This window comes from Palleronia rufa (genome assembly GCF_000743715.1).
GTDB classification, from domain to species: Bacteria; Pseudomonadota; Alphaproteobacteria; order Rhodobacterales; family Rhodobacteraceae; genus Palleronia; species Palleronia rufa.
The window spans coordinates 1-15,135 of sequence record NZ_JQEY01000007.1 but is presented as its reverse complement, the minus strand read 5'-3'; the positions used below and the strand labels follow the sequence as shown (position 1 = coordinate 15,135).

Below are 15,135 nucleotides of genomic sequence, written 5' to 3'. Positions count from 1 at the left end.
GCTACCCGCTGAATTCCACGATGACCGCTCCTAACGCGATCAGGGCCATGAGGGCCAGCCTGCGCGGACCGACGTTCTCACCCAGCATCAGCCAGCCGATCAGCGCCGCGAACACGGTCGATGTCTCGCGCAGCACCGCGGCCTCTCCGACCTTGTCGAGCCGGGTGGCCATCATGATCGACCCGAAGGAGCCGAAGGCCACAAGCCCGCCGATCAGTCCGCGCCGCGCCAGCGCGCCCCAATCGTGGATCCGTGCCACGGCGCGGCGGTGGAACAGCAGGACCAGCGGCGGAAAGGTCAGCCCGTCGATGGCGAAGAACCACATCAGGAAGGTGAAGGGATTGGCGGTCGACCGGATGCCGTAGGCGTCCCAGGTCGTGTAGAGGGCCACCAGGCCGCCGGTCAGGACCGCCAGGGCCAAGGCCGCGGGCAGCGTGTCGCGCTGCACGTCGAGATAGACGAAGTTGTAGACCGCCAGCCCGAAAATCCCTGACATCAGCACCGCCACCCCCAGCCACTGCCCGGCCGAGAAGGTCTCACCGAACACGATGGTCGCACCGATGACGGCAAAGAGCGGCGCGGTCCCGCGCACCACCGGGTAGACGACGGTGTAGGCGCCTTTGACGTAGGTTGACCCCTGCGCCAGCTTGTAGCTCAGGTGGATCGCGAAGGCGCCGGCGAAGATCGGCCACATGTGCGGCTCCGGCCAGGGAACCACGAAAAGCGCGATAGGCAGGGCGATGATCCCGTAGGCGCTATCGATGGCCATGCGGCTGATCCAGGGGTCGTGCCGCCCCTTCTGCAAGGCACCGAAGATCGCGTGAAGCACCGCCGCCGTCAGCGCCAGGATCAGCGCCAGCGTCCGGCCCTGGGCCGTCCCTTCCAGCGAAAGGATCAGCTCTGCCATGCGACCCGTCCCGGGAACGCGGCGCGGCGCTGGATGTTGGGTTCCCGGAGGGAGAGGAAAACGCCGATGACCGGTCCGCTGTTTCCCGATTTCGTCACGTCGTTCAGCGCGGTTCCGGCCGGGGTCGCCTTCCTGCGGATGCTCGCGGCTCTCGTACTGGGCGGAGTCATCGGTTTCGAGCGCGAGACCCACGCCAAGCCGGCGGGATTGCGCACGCATATGCTGGTCAGCATTGCCGCCTGCCTCTTCACACTGGTCGGGCTGGAGCTGGCGCAGCTCGATTTCGGCGGCGAACAGGCCAAGCGCGCCGATCCGATCCGGCTGATCGAGGCCGTCACCGCCGGCGTCGCGTTTCTGGCAGCCGGGCTGATCTTCACCTCGGGCGGGCGGGTCCGCAACATCACGACCGGGACATCGCTGTGGCTGGCCGGCGCGATCGGGCTTGCCAGCGGCGCGGGACAGATCGCCCTGGCCGCGATGGCGACCGTGCTCACGCTTGTGGTGATTGCCCTCTTCGGCGCGGTCGAGAAGATGTTCGGGACCGACAACGGGCGCAAAGACTGATCAGGCATCGAGCCCGGTCAGCGCCGCCGCGAACTCTTCGGGGTCGAATGGCGCAAGGTCGTCGATCTGCTCGCCCACGCCGATGGCGTGGATCGGCAGCCCGAACCGGTCGGCCAGGGCCACCAGAACGCCGCCCCGGGCGGTCCCGTCAAGCTTGGTCATCACCAGTCCGGTCACATCCGCAAGCTTCTGGAAAATCTCTACCTGGCTCAAGGCGTTCTGCCCGGTGGTCGCGTCCAGCACCAAGACAGTGTTGTGCGGCGCCTCCGGGTCCTTCTTGCGGATGACGCGCACGATCTTGGCCAGCTCTTCCATCAGGTCGGCACGGTTCTGAAGCCGCCCGGCGGTGTCGATCAGCAGCAGGTCGGCGCCGTCCCTCTCGGCACGCGCCATGGCGTCGAATGCCAGGCTGGCCGGGTCCGATCCCTGGGGCGCGGTCATTACCGGAACGCCCGCGCGGTCGCCCCAGACCTGGAGCTGCTCCACCGCCGCGGCGCGGAACGTGTCGCCCGCCGCGATCACCACCGACTTGCCCGCGGCGCGGAACTGGCTGGCGAGCTTGCCGATGGTCGTGGTCTTGCCCGACCCGTTCACGCCGACCACCAGCACCACCTGGGGCGTCTTGGCGTAGACCGGCAGCGGACGCGCCACGGGTTCCATGATCCGCGCGATCTCCCGGGCCAGAAGTTCCTTGATCTCGCGGCTGGACATGCGGCGGCCGAAACGTCCCTCGGCCATGTTGGCGGTGACCCGGGCGGAGGTGTCCACGCCCATGTCGGCGGTGATCAGCAGATCCTCCAGACTTTCCAGCATCTCGTCGTCCAGGGGACGGCGCAGTGCAGGCGCCTCTGCCGCGCGGCGCCCGAAGAGCCGGCCCACCATCCCGCCCTGTCGCGGCGCATCGGGCATCGGGGACGGGTCCGGAGCGGACTCCGGCGGCGGGCCGGCGGGATCCGGTCGCGCGGGCGCGGCAGCGGGGGGCGCAGCGGGGTCTGGGGAAGGCGCCGGTTCGGGGGGCAGAGCCGGTTCGGAGATCGGTGCCGGCGCGGTCTCGGGTGCATCGGCGGGCGCAACCGCGCCGCCCTCCTCCACGATTGCATCGAGCCCCTCGTCGAGTTTCGAGGACGACTTGAAGAGCTTCGTTTTCAGCTTGTCGAAAAAGGACATGGGTTTTCCGCGCATCGGTCTCCGCCCAGATAGGCCGAAATCGCCCGGTGTGAAAGGCGGCGCTTGTATTGCCGGCTGACCATGGTTTCCTGCAATTGTACGTATTGCGGTCCGGGAGGGACACATGGCCGTCATTCTCGGCGGGGCGCTGGCCGCTCTGGCTCTCCTTTTCCCAGGGGTCACCCCGGGCAGAAACGCGCCGGCCCCTCGTCGCGCGGGGACGGTCCTGGCGGATGCGCCGTCACCGCGACAACGTCTGCTGTCGCTCGGTGCCGCGGGCACGGCACTCCTGCGCAGAACGGGCGGCGGGCGGGTTCTGCGCGGGTATCTTGCGGCCGGGTTGGCGGGCCTGGCGGCTCCGGCGCTTGCCCAGACGCCGATCACCGCAGAGGAGTTCGACGCCTATACGCGGGATCGCACCCTGGTCTATTCGGTTGACGGGGCGCCCTACGGCATCGAGCAGCATTTCGAAGACCGTCGTGTTCGCTGGGCTGCGCTGGGCGACGACTGCCACGACGGGCGCTGGTATCCGGAAGGTCCGGCGATCTGCTTCGTCTATGAGGACGGGCTCGGCCCGCAATGCTGGCTGTTCTTCCGGAACGGCGATGGGCTGAGCGCCACCGTCGTCGATGACGGGGAAGCGCCCGACCGCGCGCTCTACGAGACCCGCATCAGCGACGCGCCGCTGCTCTGCCCCGGCCCGCGGGTCGGCGTCTGAGGGCGCTGCCCGTTCGGGGCGCTGCCCGTTCGGGGCGCTGCCCGTTCGGGGCGCTGCCCGTTCGGGGCGCTGCCCGTTCGGGGCGCTGCCCGTTCGGGGCGCTGCCCGTTCGGGGCGCTGCCCGTTCGGGGCGCTGCCCGTTCGGGGCGCTGCCCGTTCGGGGCGCTGCCCGTTCGGGGCGCTGCCCCGAACCCCGGGATATTTTTGGAAAGATGAAGGGGCGGCGCGCTAGAGCAGGCTGCCCTGTTCCGGCGGTTCGGACCGCGGCGGGGTCCGGCGCCGCGGCGCGCCAGCGGTGGCGACGGGAACTTTTCCGTCGCGGAACTGAACCTCGAGCCGTGGGAAGGTGCCGGCGCTGGCCGCATCGGTAACGATCGCATCGCCGGCGCGCACCAGGGCGAAACCGCGGTTCAGGGTTTCCACATAGCCCAGGCTGGCGTGGAGCCGGCCCACCGAATCGAGGCGCGTGCGCGCGCGGGAGAGCCGGTCCGCGAAGGCGCGGTCGAGGCGCGCGGCGGTGGCGTCGAGGTCGCGATGCGCGCGAAATGCGTCCCGTGCGATGGGCCGCGGGGTCAGCCGGGCCGACAGGGCGGCCAGCGCGCCGCGCCGCTGCTCGATCCCGCGGCGCGTCTCGGGGAGGAGCCGCGCGCCCAGCCGGGCGGCGGCCTCGCGCGCGGCGGCGACCCGGTCGCGCAGCGCGGCGGGCCGGAGGCCGGCGGCCAGCTCTGCCAGATAGGCCCGCCGCGCCGTCAGGCCGGTGCCAAGCGCCTGGGGCAGCCGCAGATCCACCCAGTCCAGGCGCTGCCGTGCCGCCGCGGTCAACGTATCGGGCCGCGGCAGGGCCCGCGCCAGATCGGCGAGCCGCTGCCGGCGGAGCGCGACCGCGCGGACCAGCGTCGCCGCGAGCCGCTCGGCCTGCCCGTCCAGCCAGGCCGAAAGCTCGGCACGCACCGGGACCGCCAGTTCGGCCGCTGCGGTGGGCGTCGGCGCCCGGCGGTCGGAGACGTAGTCGATCAGCGTGGTGTCGGTCTCATGACCGACGGCCGAAATCAGCGGGATCGCGCTGTCCGCCGCCGCGCGGGCAACGATCTCTTCGTTGAATCCCCACAGATCCTCGATCGAACCGCCGCCGCGCGCCACGATGAGCAGGTCGGGGCGCGGCACCGGACCGCCTGGCGCTATTTCGTTGAATCCGCGGATCGCCGCGGCCACCTGCGCGGCGCAGTCCCGGCCCTGGACGGCCACCGGCCAGACCAGGACATGACGCGGGAACCGGTCCCGCAGGCGGTGCAGGATGTCGCGGATCACCGCACCGGAGGGCGATGTGACCACGCCGATCACGTCCGGCAGGTAGGGCAGCGGGCGCTTGCGCTCGGCCGCGAACAGCCCTTCGGCCTCAAGCGCGGCCTTGCGCTTTTCCAGCATCGCCATCAGCGCGCCGACGCCCGCGGGGCGCACGTCCTCGACCGTGAGCTGGTACTTCGATTGCGATCCGAAGGTGGTCAGCCGCCCGGTGGCGATGACCTCCAGTCCCTCCTCGGGGCGCTGGGTGAGGCCGGGGATCTGTCCCTTCCACACCACGGACGCGAGCACGTTCCGGTCGTCCTTGACGTCGAAATAGAGATGCCCGGAGCGGGCCTGGAACACCCGGCCCACCTCACCGCGCACGCGAACCCGGCCGAATTCGTCCTCCAGCACCCGTTTCACCGCGCCGGAGATCTCCGACACCGTGTAATCATGGGCGTTGCCATCGGAATTGTCGTCGGGGCCGGGCGGGTCGTCGAACATGTCCATGGACCGGACCCTAGCGCGCGCGGCGGACGGGCGGAAGGCCCGCGCGGCTTCACAATCGCCCCGCGCCCCGCTAACCCGGACCGCGAAAAAGAGACTGGGGGCGCGCCCATGAACATCCTGATTCTCGGCGGCGGCGGGCGCGAGCATGCGCTGGCCTGGGCGGTCCTGCAGAACCCGAAATGCGACCGGCTGATCGTGGCCCCCGGAAATGCCGGGATCGCGGGCATCGCCGAAACCGCGCGGATCGACACCGAGGACGGCGCCGCGGTGGCGGAGTTCGCCTCGCAGAACGCGGTGGATCTGGTGATCGTCGGACCGGAGGCGCCGCTGGCCGCCGGTGTCGCGGACACGCTCCGGGACGCCGGGATCGCCGTTTTCGGCCCCAATCGCGACGCGGCCATGGTGGAGACCTCCAAGAGCTTCGCCAAGGCGCTCTGCGATGCGGCCAGCGCCCCCACCGCCGGTTACGCCAGCTTCGCGGATGCCGCCGCCGCCCGCGCCTATGTGGAGGCGCGGGGTGCACCGATCGTGGTCAAGGCCGACGGGCTGGCCGCCGGCAAGGGCGTCACCGTGGCCGAGACGGTCGGACAGGCGCTGGACGCCATCGACGACATCTTCGCCGGCCAATTCGGCGAAGCCGCCGCGCGGGTGGTGGTCGAGGACCTGCTGACCGGCGAGGAGGCGTCGTTCTTCGTGCTGGTGGACGGCACCCGGATCCTGCCCATCGGCACCGCGCAGGACCACAAGCGCATCGGAGAAGGGGACACCGGCCCCAACACCGGCGGCATGGGCGCCTACTCCCCCGCTCCGGTGATGACCGAAGAGGTGACCGCCGCCGCGCTGGACCGGATCGTGCGGCCCTGTGTCGAAGAGCTCGCCCGCCGCGGCACGCCCTATTCGGGAGTGCTCTATGTCGGGCTGATGATCGAGGACGGCGCGCCCCGCCTGGTGGAGTTCAACGCCCGCTTCGGAGATCCGGAGTGCCAGTGCCTGATGATCCGCCTCGGCGCCCAGGCGCTGGACCTGATCCAGGCCTGCGCCGAGGGGCGGCTGGAGGGCGCCCGCGTCAACTGGGCCAACGACCATGCCATGTGCGTGGTCATGGCGGCACAGGGCTATCCGGGAGAGCCGGTCCGGGGAACAGAGATCCGCGGCCTGGAGCAGCTGACCGCCACCTCCGGCCAAGTGGTCTTTCACGCCGGCACCGCCCTGTCCGAAGGCCGGTTGCTGGCCACCGGCGGTCGGGTGCTGTCGGTCACCGCGCGCGGGGACGACCTGCGCCAGGCGCGCGAGCGGGTCTATGCCATGGCCGACGCCGTGGACTGGCCGGAAGGTGTCTTTCGCCGGGACATCGGCTGGCGGGCGCTGTCCTAGGAGGAGATCGCCGGGATCCGGCGCCTCTTCGCACAGGCGGTCCACGCGAACATGGTCGTCCGGCCGACGCAGGGGTAGAAGCCGTTCAGTTCGATTTCGGGCTTCCGGAACGGCTCCGGTTTCGCCCCCGCCATCCAAGACGGCCAGGTTCCTGCTGCCGGCGAGTCGGGCAAGTGGCGCGCCGGGCCGCCGTCCGCTGTCCCGGATGGCGCGAGGGAACGGCGGAAAGAGTTGCTCCGGGCGGCCCTCCGGCATCTCGGGCCGCGTCGCGCCCGGTGCCGAAACGATCCGCAGCCACCGAGGAAGTCGGACGCGCACGGGAACATCCGGCCAGACCAACGTATCGCAGCGGGCCTAGCGTCCGGTCCGGGTCCGCGAATGACCGCCCCCGAAAATCCGGCCCGCGGGCGTGGAGGGCGCGGCACATGGCGGCCTTTTTCGCGCCGGGGTCTTTCTATCCCTCGGGATCACCTGTGGATGTGGTCGATGCGACACACCGGGCGCCTCGTCCGCTTCCCGAGCGGGCGGCCGAATCTTCGCCGCCTCGCATCGTCCCGCGGCACCGTCGGCCAATCCCATCGCGCCTGCCGCGGCACCGATGCGCTGGGCGCCACCCGGTCGGCCGCGCCGGGCGCCTTGACCCCGCGCCGGAACCATACCCCGCCACGACACCGGCCTCCCCGCCGGTCTTCGCTCTGCGTCGCCCGCGTCAGGCTTGCTCCACATGCGTCCGGATCAGCGCCGCGACCTTGCCGGCGTGGGTGATCGGCGCCATGTGGCCCGCGCCCGGGACGACGGCCTCGACCGCGGAAGGAAGCCGTGCGCGGAGGGTACGGAAGACCTCCGGAATCACCGGATGGGTGTCGGCGCCGCGCACCAGCAAGACGGGCGCCGGGATGGATGAGAGCCGCCCATCCGCCAGGATCCCGGTACTGTCGCCATCCAGTCCCGGGCGCGTCTCGGCGATCAGATGGATGCGCGCGGCCATCGCCTCCCGCACCGGGTCGGGCAGACCGTCCCAGGTACCGGTGCCCCAGAGGCCGGTAAAGGCCCGCGTCGCCCCCATGCGGTCGCCCTCTGCCATGCGCTCGCGCATGGTCGCGTGGTCGGCCCGGTAGCTGTCATGGGCCGCGGTGCCGCGTGCCGCGGCGAAGAACACCGGCTCGACCAGGACCGCGCTGCGCACCAGATCGGGGCGGCGCGCCATCAGCGCCAGGGCCACGACCCCGCCCAGCGAATGGCCGATGAGGTCTGTCGGGCCGTCGCAGAACGTTTCGGCCATCTGCGATGCGCGGGTCAGGTAGTCGCCCTGCCCGTCCCAGTCGCCGCTGCCGCCGTGACCCGGCAGATCCGGCGCGTCGCTGGTCAGCACGTCGCCCAGCGCCTCCCGCACCGGGCGCAGGGACCGGGCGGAGGCCAGCGAGCAGTGCAGGAACAGCCCGCGTCGCGGTCCCGTCCCGACCCGGCTCCAACGCGTCCGCAGCCCCGCGCGGATCCCCTCCACGCTCAGCGTCCCAGATACCAGTCCAGATGCGCCAGCCGGTCCTGTCCCCAGAACCGCTGATCGTCGTCCGTGATGTAGAACGGGGCGCCGAACACGCCGGCGGCAACGGCGTCCTCAAGATTGCGGGCGTAGCCTTCGGCGCCGGCCAGCATCCCGCCGGAAGCGAGGCCCGCGTCGAACCCCGCCGCCTCCAGCGCTTCGGCCACCACGGCGTCCTCGGCGATGTCGCGCTCCTCTGCCCAGCAGGCGCGGCAAATCCCGTGGACGAGCGCGCCCAGATCGCCCCCGCCGGCGTCTTGCGCCGCGATGATGGCAAAGGACGCGGGGGCGGCGTTGGTGGGCCAGTGCGCGGGCCTCAGGTTGATGTCCAGCCCTTCGATGGCGGCGACGCGCGCCATGTCCTGAAGCCGGTAGGCCTGACGGTTCGGATGCCGGTCCCGGGGCGGCACCCCGCCCGTCCGCCCGAAAAGCTGGGCCACGTCGAGCGGGCGATAGGCGATCCCGGCGCCGTGCCGCCCGGCGATCTCCTCAAGCTTCTGCCCGGCCAGATAGGTGAAGGGTGAGATCGGGCTGAAATAATAGTCGATACGGGCCATGGGTCGCCTCCCGGCTGATGCTTCGGTCCGGCCCACAGCTACGCCGCGCGCCGGGCCTGTCAACGCGCGGGCCGGTCCGCCCGCCGACAAACGGCCCCGACCGAAGGGTTCGTGTTTTGCCGCGCCGCGCCCTGTGCTACCCGGCCCCTGCGTGCCGATTCCCAACAGGCACCCGGCCGCCCAAGGACTGCCCATGCCCCATTCCGCCGATCCCAAGCTTATCTCCGGCAACGCCAACCAGACGCTTGCCAAGGGCATCGCCCGGCGCATGTCCATGCACCGCGGCACCAGCCTCACCCTGGTCGATGCCAAGGTCCGGCGCTTCAACGACGCCGAGATCTTCGTGGAGGTCTATGAGAACGTCCGGGGCGAGGACATGTTCATCATCCAGCCGACCTCGAACCCGGCCAACGACAACCTGATGGAACTGCTGATCATGGCCGACGCGCTGCGCCGGTCTTCGGCCGCGCGGATCACCGCGGTGATCCCCTATTTCGGCTACGCGCGGCAGGACCGGCGCACCAAGGCACGCACGCCCATTACCGCCAAGCTGGTCGCCAACATGATCGCCGAGGCCGGGATCGAGCGGGTGCTGACCATGGACCTCCACGCTGCCCAGATTCAGGGGTTCTTCGACATTCCGGTGGACAATCTCTATGCGTCCCCGGTCTTCGCGCTGGACCTCAAGCACGCGTTCCGCGGCCGGATGGACGATGTGATGGTGGTCTCTCCGGACGTGGGCGGGGTGGCGCGGGCGCGGGAACTGGCCAAGCGCATCGGCGCGCCCCTGGCCATCGTGGACAAGCGCCGCGAGAAGCCGGGCGAGGTTGCGGACATGACGGTGATCGGCGACGTGTCCGGCAAGACCTGCGTGATCGTGGACGACATCTGCGACACCGCCGGCACGCTGTGCAAGGCAGCAGAGACGCTGCTGGAGGTCGGCGCGTCAGAGGTCCACGCCTATATCTCGCACGGGGTGCTGTCCGGCCCGGCAGTGGGAAGGATCGACGACTCGGTGATGAAGAGCCTCGTCATCACCGATTCCATCGAGCCGACACAGCCCGTGCGCGACAGCGAGCGCATCCGGATCGTGCCCACCGCGCCGATGTTCGCCCAGGCGATCATGAATATCTGGAACGGCACCAGCGTCAGCTCTCTGTTCGACCATGAGACGCTGGGACCGATCTACGAAGGTCTCTATACCCAGGATTGACCGCTCGGGACGCGCGGCGGTCCGCCGGCCGCGCAACCAGGTCCGCGACGGGTTGATCTGGGTCAAGGCAGAACCTCGCCCGGCTGGCCCGGAAGGAGCCAGGAGGCATCCTGATCGCGGTCGCGCCCGGTCATCCCGAAACCATTGCCGAGTTCGTTCGGGTCGCCCGGGCGCAGAGGTCGAGGCGCTCGGCGCCGTCTCGGTACCGCGAAGTCAGCTTTCCCGATCCCGCCCACGAAAACGCCTGCGGCGAGGTGAAGCGAAAGCTCGGCGCGGCCCTGTCGGGTGAGACGGATCACACCGGGACCGTCGAGACCGGTAGCTCCGCAGGCGCCATCGTCGCCTACCAAAGAGAGGTCAAACACGATGTCATCGTCCTGCGGTCGCATAACCCGGGCATCCAGGACTTCTTCCCGGGGTCGACCGACGGGCGCATCGTCCGCCGCGCGTCCTGTTCGGCGCATGTGATCCGGTAGCGGCGGCCCGCCGAACTCTGGTGCGGGGCGACCAGCACCAGTCGCGTGGGCAGGGCGGCGGCGGATCGGAAGGACCGGGCGTTCCGCCCGCATCTGCTAGGGGCAGCCAGCCGCAGGTACGGCCCGTGATGCTCGGGCCGTACCTCCCCCAGCGCCGCGGAACGGCGGCGCCGTCCGTGTAGGGCGAACGGTGGCGGGCGGGGGACACGTATCGCCCGCCCCTGCCTTACGGTGCGGTCACTCCGCCGTTGCGGCCCGATACATGACATGGAAGATCACGTTCTGCTCTATCGTCCCGTCGAAGAGATGCGCATACGGCCCCTTCGCGTAAACCGCCACGTCCTCTCCCGAATGGGTCTCCGACTCCATCGGGATCAGCGCCTGCTGGAGATAGTCGAGATCGGTCACGTCCGCTCCCTCGATCGCCGACCGGTCGCCGGAATATACGGCCGCTCCGGCGTCGGCGCTGGCCTCTCCGGTGTCGATGTCGGCCGGGGCCGAGGTGCTGTCGTCCTGGGGCATCTCTTCGACCAGGACCGATCCCGCACCGTTCAGGTAGCCGGCGACGGTATAAGGCAGCCCGTCGGCGCCCAGGGTCGGCGTGTCCAACGCCTCCGGGGCGGCCTCGTTGATCTCCATGCACAGTCCCAGGATATCGGAGCCTCTGCCGCAATAGCCGTTGAACGCGATCGCGTGCTCATGGTCGGCGGTGACGACGATCAGCGTGTCGGCATCGTCGGTCATCTCGTCGGCCACGGCGACGGCATCCGCAAAGGCCTTTTGGTCGCGCACGGTGCGCGCCAGGTTGCCAGCATGGTTGGCGTGGTCCACGCGGCCGGCCTCGACCTGCAGGAAGAATCCGTTGTCGCCGCCCGCCGCGGACAGTGCCTCGATGGCGGCGCCGGTCATCTCTGCCAGCGACGGCTCACCCTCGCGGTCGGCCTCGTACTGCATGTGGCTGTCCTCGAACAGGCCCAGGATCGGGGTCGAACCGTCCAGGTTGGCCGCGTCGAACGTCTCCTGGTCCATGACGTATTGCGCCCCCATCCCGGTGGCCGTCTCGATCAGGTTCTGACCGTCGGCGCGGCGGCCTTCGCCGCCCTCTTCGGTCGCGGTGCCTTCGGGCAGGAAGTGACGGCGCCCGCCACCCATGGCGACCAGGACCGTGCCGGCCTCCATCGCGTCGATGAGCTGGCTGGCGATGTCCTTCTGGGCGGTGCAGCCATCAGGCACGCTGTCCTCCCAGTCGCGGTCGGCGCTCTTGGCGTAGGCCGCCGCGGGCGTGGCATGGGTGACCCGCGCGGTGGTCACGATTCCCGTGGCCTTGCCCATGTCGCTCATGACATCGTTCATCGACGCGACGGTGTTGCCTTCGACCGTGGCGCAATCGCTGCGCACGACGGCGTCGGTCACGCCGAGCACGCCGGCCTTGGTCTTGATGCCCGACATCATCGCCGTCGCGGTGCCCGCCGAATCCGGGGTCTGGGCGTTGGTGTTGTAGGTCTTGACCAGCGCAAGGTTCGGGAACGCTTCCTGGGGCTGAACGTAGCCGTCGCCGAAACCGCCCTCCTGCTGACCCGCGAACAGGCGAGACGCATAGTTCGTACCGACGCCGTTGCCGTCGGAGATCATGATGATGACGTTCTTGGCGCGGTTGGTGTTCGGCTGCCGGTCGAGCACAGCCTGCACGGTCTCCTGTGCGGCCGTGAACCACTCGTTGCCGGATTGCGGCAGATCCTGGGCCGAGGCGGCGCCTGCGCACAGGATCGCGGCCAGCGAGACGGAAATTTTTGATGTCAAGGTATATCCCCCGGATTGTTCATGGATCGCGGGAAGAGCATAGCCGTTTCACACAACGGATGGGTGACCGTCATGCGACAGATGCGTGAAAACTTGGCTCACGCCAGGCGCGCGACGTCCCAGGCTTGGCGCTGGGGGCGGGGATGACGACCCAGGGCGGAGGAAGCGATGATCGTCGCCGTTCGACGTCGCACACTGCATGTCCCACGCATCGATGAACATGACCGTGGTCAGCGCGAAGACCTGTCGCGCAGGCCGTAGGCGGCGGAGCATCGGTTCCGCCGTCCTCGATCTTCGCGCGCGGGATCGACTTGCGGTTGGAGGGGCATGTCGGTGTCCTGCACCATGTGCCGGAAAGTCGATGGGAACTGCCCCCCATTTTGCCCGGACAGCCTGGCATGACGATGGACGGCCCAAGCCTGTGCTTGGGGACATGCTTGTGCCCAACGAAGATCGACCCCGCGTCGAGGTGATGACCGGCGTTGCCGGTCGCCGCTATTGGCTCGCGCAGGAGAAGCTGCGCATTGTGGAGGAGAGCTTGGCGCACGGCGGGTCCGTCTCGGGCGTCGCCAGGCGCATCGGGGTGGCCCCGAACCTGCTGTTCCGCTGGCGGCGCCTGATGGCCGAGGGGGGCGCCATGTCGGTCGGGAAGAACGAGCCGGTGGTCGGTGCCTCGGAGGTCCGCAAGCTCGAGGATCGGGTTCGCGACCTGGAACGCCTGCTCGGTCGCAAGACCATGGAGGTGGAGATTCTGAAGGAGGCTCTGGCCAAGTCGGGGGCAAAAAACGGATGTCGCTGCCGCTGTCGCCGCCGATGAAGGCCGTGGCCGAGACGATCGGCGTGAGCCGCTCGCAGCGCCATGCCAGGGCTGCGGGCATGTCGAAGCCCCGCGGGCGCTACGGCAAGGCCGAGGACGACGACCTGCTCCCCGCCCTGCGCCGCCTCGTCGACGCATGCCCGACTTACGGCTATCGGCGCATCACGGCGCTGCTGAACCGCCAGCGCAGCGCGGCAGGGTTGGAGCCGGTCAACCGCAAGCGGGTGCTGCGCATTCTGGGCCAGCACGGCCTGACGCTGGAGCGGTCCACGGGCCGCGGGAGGGCCGCGTCCACGACGGCAAGGTCGCCGTCATGGCCTCGAAACTGCGCTGGTGCTCGGACGCCTGCGAGATCACCTGCTGGAACGGCGAGAAGGTCCGGGTGGCGTTCGTCATCGACGCCTTCGACCGCGAGATCATCGCTCATGTCGCCGTCACGGGCGCGGGCAGGTTTTGTTGCAGAAAGGCCGCCTGAGGCGTGAGTGTCCCTTTCCCGTTCGGGTTCAGGCCACGCGGACGACCTCGGCGGTGCCGAGCGCGTTGAAGCGATTGATAAGGGCGACACGGATGTGGATTTCGGCGGTCTGGCGGTCTGGGTCTCTCGCGGCGATGCGCTCGCCGAAGGCCTTCAGGCATCGCATCTTGGCCTCCACGCGGCTTCGGGCGTGGTATCCGGTCCACCGCTTCCAAAACGCCCGACCGTAGTGACGCGTGGCGCGCAGGGTTTCGTTGCGTGCCTTGGCAGCCGGACAGTCCTCCTTCCAAGCCCGACCGTTCCTTCGGATGGGTATGATTGCCGTGCCACCGCGTGCGATGACGGCGCCGTGGCAGCGGCGGGTGTCGTAGGCGCCGTCCGCGGTCACGGTGCCGATGTCTTCGTCTTCGGGGATCTGGCCCAACAGGTCCGGCAGGACGGGGCTGTCGCCTTCCCGGCTGTGGGTGAACTCGACGGCCAGGATATCCGAGGTGGCGGTGTCCATCGCCAGATGCACCTTGCGCCATTGGCGGCGACCCTGAATGCCATGCTTCCGGGCCTGCCACTCGCCATCGCCGAGGAACTTGATGCCGGTGCTATCAACCAGCAGGTTCAGTGGCCCGCCAGCACGGCGATAGGGGATCTGAACCTTCAAGGTCTTCTGCCTACGGCACAGGGTCGAGTAGTCCGGAACGGGCCAGTCCAGCCCCGCGAGTCGCAGCAGACTGGCGACCATCCCGGCAGTCTGTCTGAGCGGCAACTTGAACAGAACCTTGATCGATAGGCAGAACTGTATCGCGGCATTCGAAAAGACCGGGGGGCGCCCCGGGCGTCCCTCATGCGGCGCGTGCCAGGTCATCTCCTTGTCCAGCCAGATCAGCAGCGACCCGCGCTTCCTGAGCGCATCGTTGTAGGTGGACCAGTTCGTCGTGCGGTAGCGGGCGGGCTTGGGCTTGCTCATGCTGCTCGTCTAAGCGCATGAATTCCCGATGTGAATCCTTTACGGCTAGAGTTCTGCAACAACGCCCATCGCCACCGCCCCTGAGAGTTCCAAAGTGTCGCGCAGGGCCTCTAGCTCACCCCGCTTCTCACCTTCTCCATAGATTGTCAGCGATAGGTCAGGGACATTCTGGCGGGCGAGCGCGACGGCACGGATGAGCGTGTCAAAGCCCTTCTGGTCGCATAAGCGTCCCACGGCGATCAGGCGTTGCGGCACAGAAATCGGCGGATGCCGGACGATCGGGGGGCAAGGGTTCGGGATGACTCGCGCGCGGCGACGTGCGTATTCGGGAAGCGCGTTCATAGAACCGCTGGTGAGCATCACCACGGCATTCGCCATCGCAAGGGTCGGAGCCATTGCAAGGCGCCAGAGCCAGTGCATGGGCTGCGTCTTGAAATTGTTCCGCTCGGACGCGATCCGGGGAATCGACATTCCGAAACACGCCGCCGTGGTCTGGATATTGATCTTGGTCAGGAAGGATACAATCAGGTCCGGCCGGACGTCCTGGAACGTCTTCCGAAGCCATGACACTCGACGCATGGTCCGTTTGGCCGCGTCGGGGCCCTCTTCCGCCTCCATGCTCCTGACGACCGTTCGCTCCGGCATCGTGTAATAGCCGTTCGCGGGAGACCCGTGGATCGCGAGCACGACGACCTCATGCCCGCGACTGCCGAAATGCCCCGCCAACATGGCGACGATCTTTTCAGTTCCGCCAGAACCCAAGCCGGAC

The 15,135-nt window shown here is 69.2% G+C and carries 13 protein-coding genes and 1 pseudogene; 6 read left to right on the top strand and 8 right to left on the bottom strand.

Features of this window, described 5'->3' with window-relative positions; translation table 11 throughout:
* Position 1 precedes the first annotated feature (1 nt).
* Positions 2-907, bottom strand: coding sequence for an EamA family transporter (locus KW83_RS10595; RefSeq protein ID WP_036178283.1), 906 nt, complete (start codon positions 905-907; stop codon positions 2-4).
* Positions 908-973: 66 nt separating this feature from the next.
* Here KW83_RS10595 and KW83_RS10590 point away from each other — a divergent pair, with 66 nt between their 5' ends.
* Positions 974-1,471, top strand: coding sequence for an MgtC/SapB family protein (locus tag KW83_RS10590; RefSeq protein ID WP_036178281.1), 498 nt, complete (start codon positions 974-976; stop codon positions 1,469-1,471).
* Here KW83_RS10590 and ftsY read toward each other — a convergent pair whose 3' ends face one another.
* Positions 1,472-2,638, bottom strand: coding sequence for a signal recognition particle-docking protein FtsY (gene ftsY / locus KW83_RS10585; protein ID WP_036178279.1), 1,167 nt, complete (start codon positions 2,636-2,638; stop codon positions 1,472-1,474). It abuts the gene before it with no gap.
* Between the two features lie 124 nt (positions 2,639-2,762).
* Between ftsY and KW83_RS10580 the strand changes: the two genes are divergently transcribed.
* Positions 2,763-3,356 (top strand): hypothetical protein, encoded by a 594-nt coding sequence (locus KW83_RS10580; RefSeq protein WP_235191406.1) that lies wholly within the window; start codon positions 2,763-2,765, stop codon positions 3,354-3,356.
* A gap of 228 nt (positions 3,357-3,584) precedes the next feature.
* Here KW83_RS10580 and xseA read toward each other — a convergent pair whose 3' ends face one another.
* Positions 3,585-5,150: an exodeoxyribonuclease VII large subunit gene (gene xseA, locus KW83_RS10575; protein ID WP_036178277.1), complete on the bottom strand. Its 1,566-nt coding sequence runs from the start codon at positions 5,148-5,150 to the stop codon at positions 3,585-3,587.
* A gap of 108 nt (positions 5,151-5,258) precedes the next feature.
* On the opposite strand from xseA, the gene purD reads away from it, so the two are divergent.
* On the top strand, positions 5,259-6,524 hold the full coding sequence (gene purD, locus KW83_RS10570; protein ID WP_036178275.1) for a phosphoribosylamine--glycine ligase: 1,266 nt from the start codon (positions 5,259-5,261) through the stop codon (positions 6,522-6,524).
* 709 nt (positions 6,525-7,233) lie between these two features.
* Here purD and KW83_RS10565 read toward each other — a convergent pair.
* Together KW83_RS10565 and KW83_RS10560 are read right to left on the bottom strand one after the other, a co-directional pair.
* Positions 7,234-8,028: an alpha/beta fold hydrolase gene (locus KW83_RS10565; RefSeq protein ID WP_051928435.1), complete on the bottom strand. Its 795-nt coding sequence runs from the start codon at positions 8,026-8,028 to the stop codon at positions 7,234-7,236.
* A 2-nt stretch (positions 8,029-8,030) separates the two neighbouring features.
* On the bottom strand, positions 8,031-8,624 hold the full coding sequence (locus KW83_RS10560; RefSeq protein WP_036178273.1) for a 2-hydroxychromene-2-carboxylate isomerase: 594 nt from the start codon (positions 8,622-8,624) through the stop codon (positions 8,031-8,033).
* A gap of 193 nt (positions 8,625-8,817) precedes the next feature.
* On the opposite strand from KW83_RS10560, the gene KW83_RS10555 reads away from it, so the two are divergent.
* The gene (locus tag KW83_RS10555; protein WP_036178271.1) at positions 8,818-9,837 is read left to right on the top strand and encodes a ribose-phosphate pyrophosphokinase; all 1,020 of its coding nucleotides are present in this window, start codon (positions 8,818-8,820) and stop codon (positions 9,835-9,837) included.
* Between the two features lie 83 nt (positions 9,838-9,920).
* Positions 9,921-10,313: a universal stress protein gene (locus KW83_RS19915; protein ID WP_081904566.1), complete on the top strand. Its 393-nt coding sequence runs from the start codon at positions 9,921-9,923 to the stop codon at positions 10,311-10,313.
* 237 nt (positions 10,314-10,550) lie between these two features.
* On the opposite strand, the gene KW83_RS10545 is transcribed toward KW83_RS19915, so the two are convergent.
* A complete protein-coding gene (locus tag KW83_RS10545; RefSeq protein WP_200879676.1) occupies positions 10,551-12,113 on the bottom strand; it encodes an alkaline phosphatase in 1,563 nt (520 codons plus the stop codon).
* Between the two features lie 433 nt (positions 12,114-12,546).
* Here KW83_RS10545 and KW83_RS21465 point away from each other — a divergent pair.
* A pseudogene (locus tag KW83_RS21465) lies at positions 12,547-13,378 on the top strand (transposase); the annotation flags it as partial.
* A gap of 55 nt (positions 13,379-13,433) precedes the next feature.
* Here the strand turns inward: KW83_RS21465 and KW83_RS10530 are convergent.
* Both KW83_RS10530 and KW83_RS10525 read right to left on the bottom strand, forming a co-directional pair.
* On the bottom strand, positions 13,434-14,366 hold the full coding sequence (locus tag KW83_RS10530) for an IS5 family transposase (RefSeq protein ID WP_036173704.1): 933 nt from the start codon (positions 14,364-14,366) through the stop codon (positions 13,434-13,436).
* A gap of 45 nt (positions 14,367-14,411) precedes the next feature.
* On the bottom strand, positions 14,412-15,128 hold the full coding sequence (locus tag KW83_RS10525; RefSeq protein ID WP_268745543.1) for a glycosyltransferase: 717 nt from the start codon (positions 15,126-15,128) through the stop codon (positions 14,412-14,414).
* Positions 15,129-15,135 lie beyond the last annotated feature (7 nt).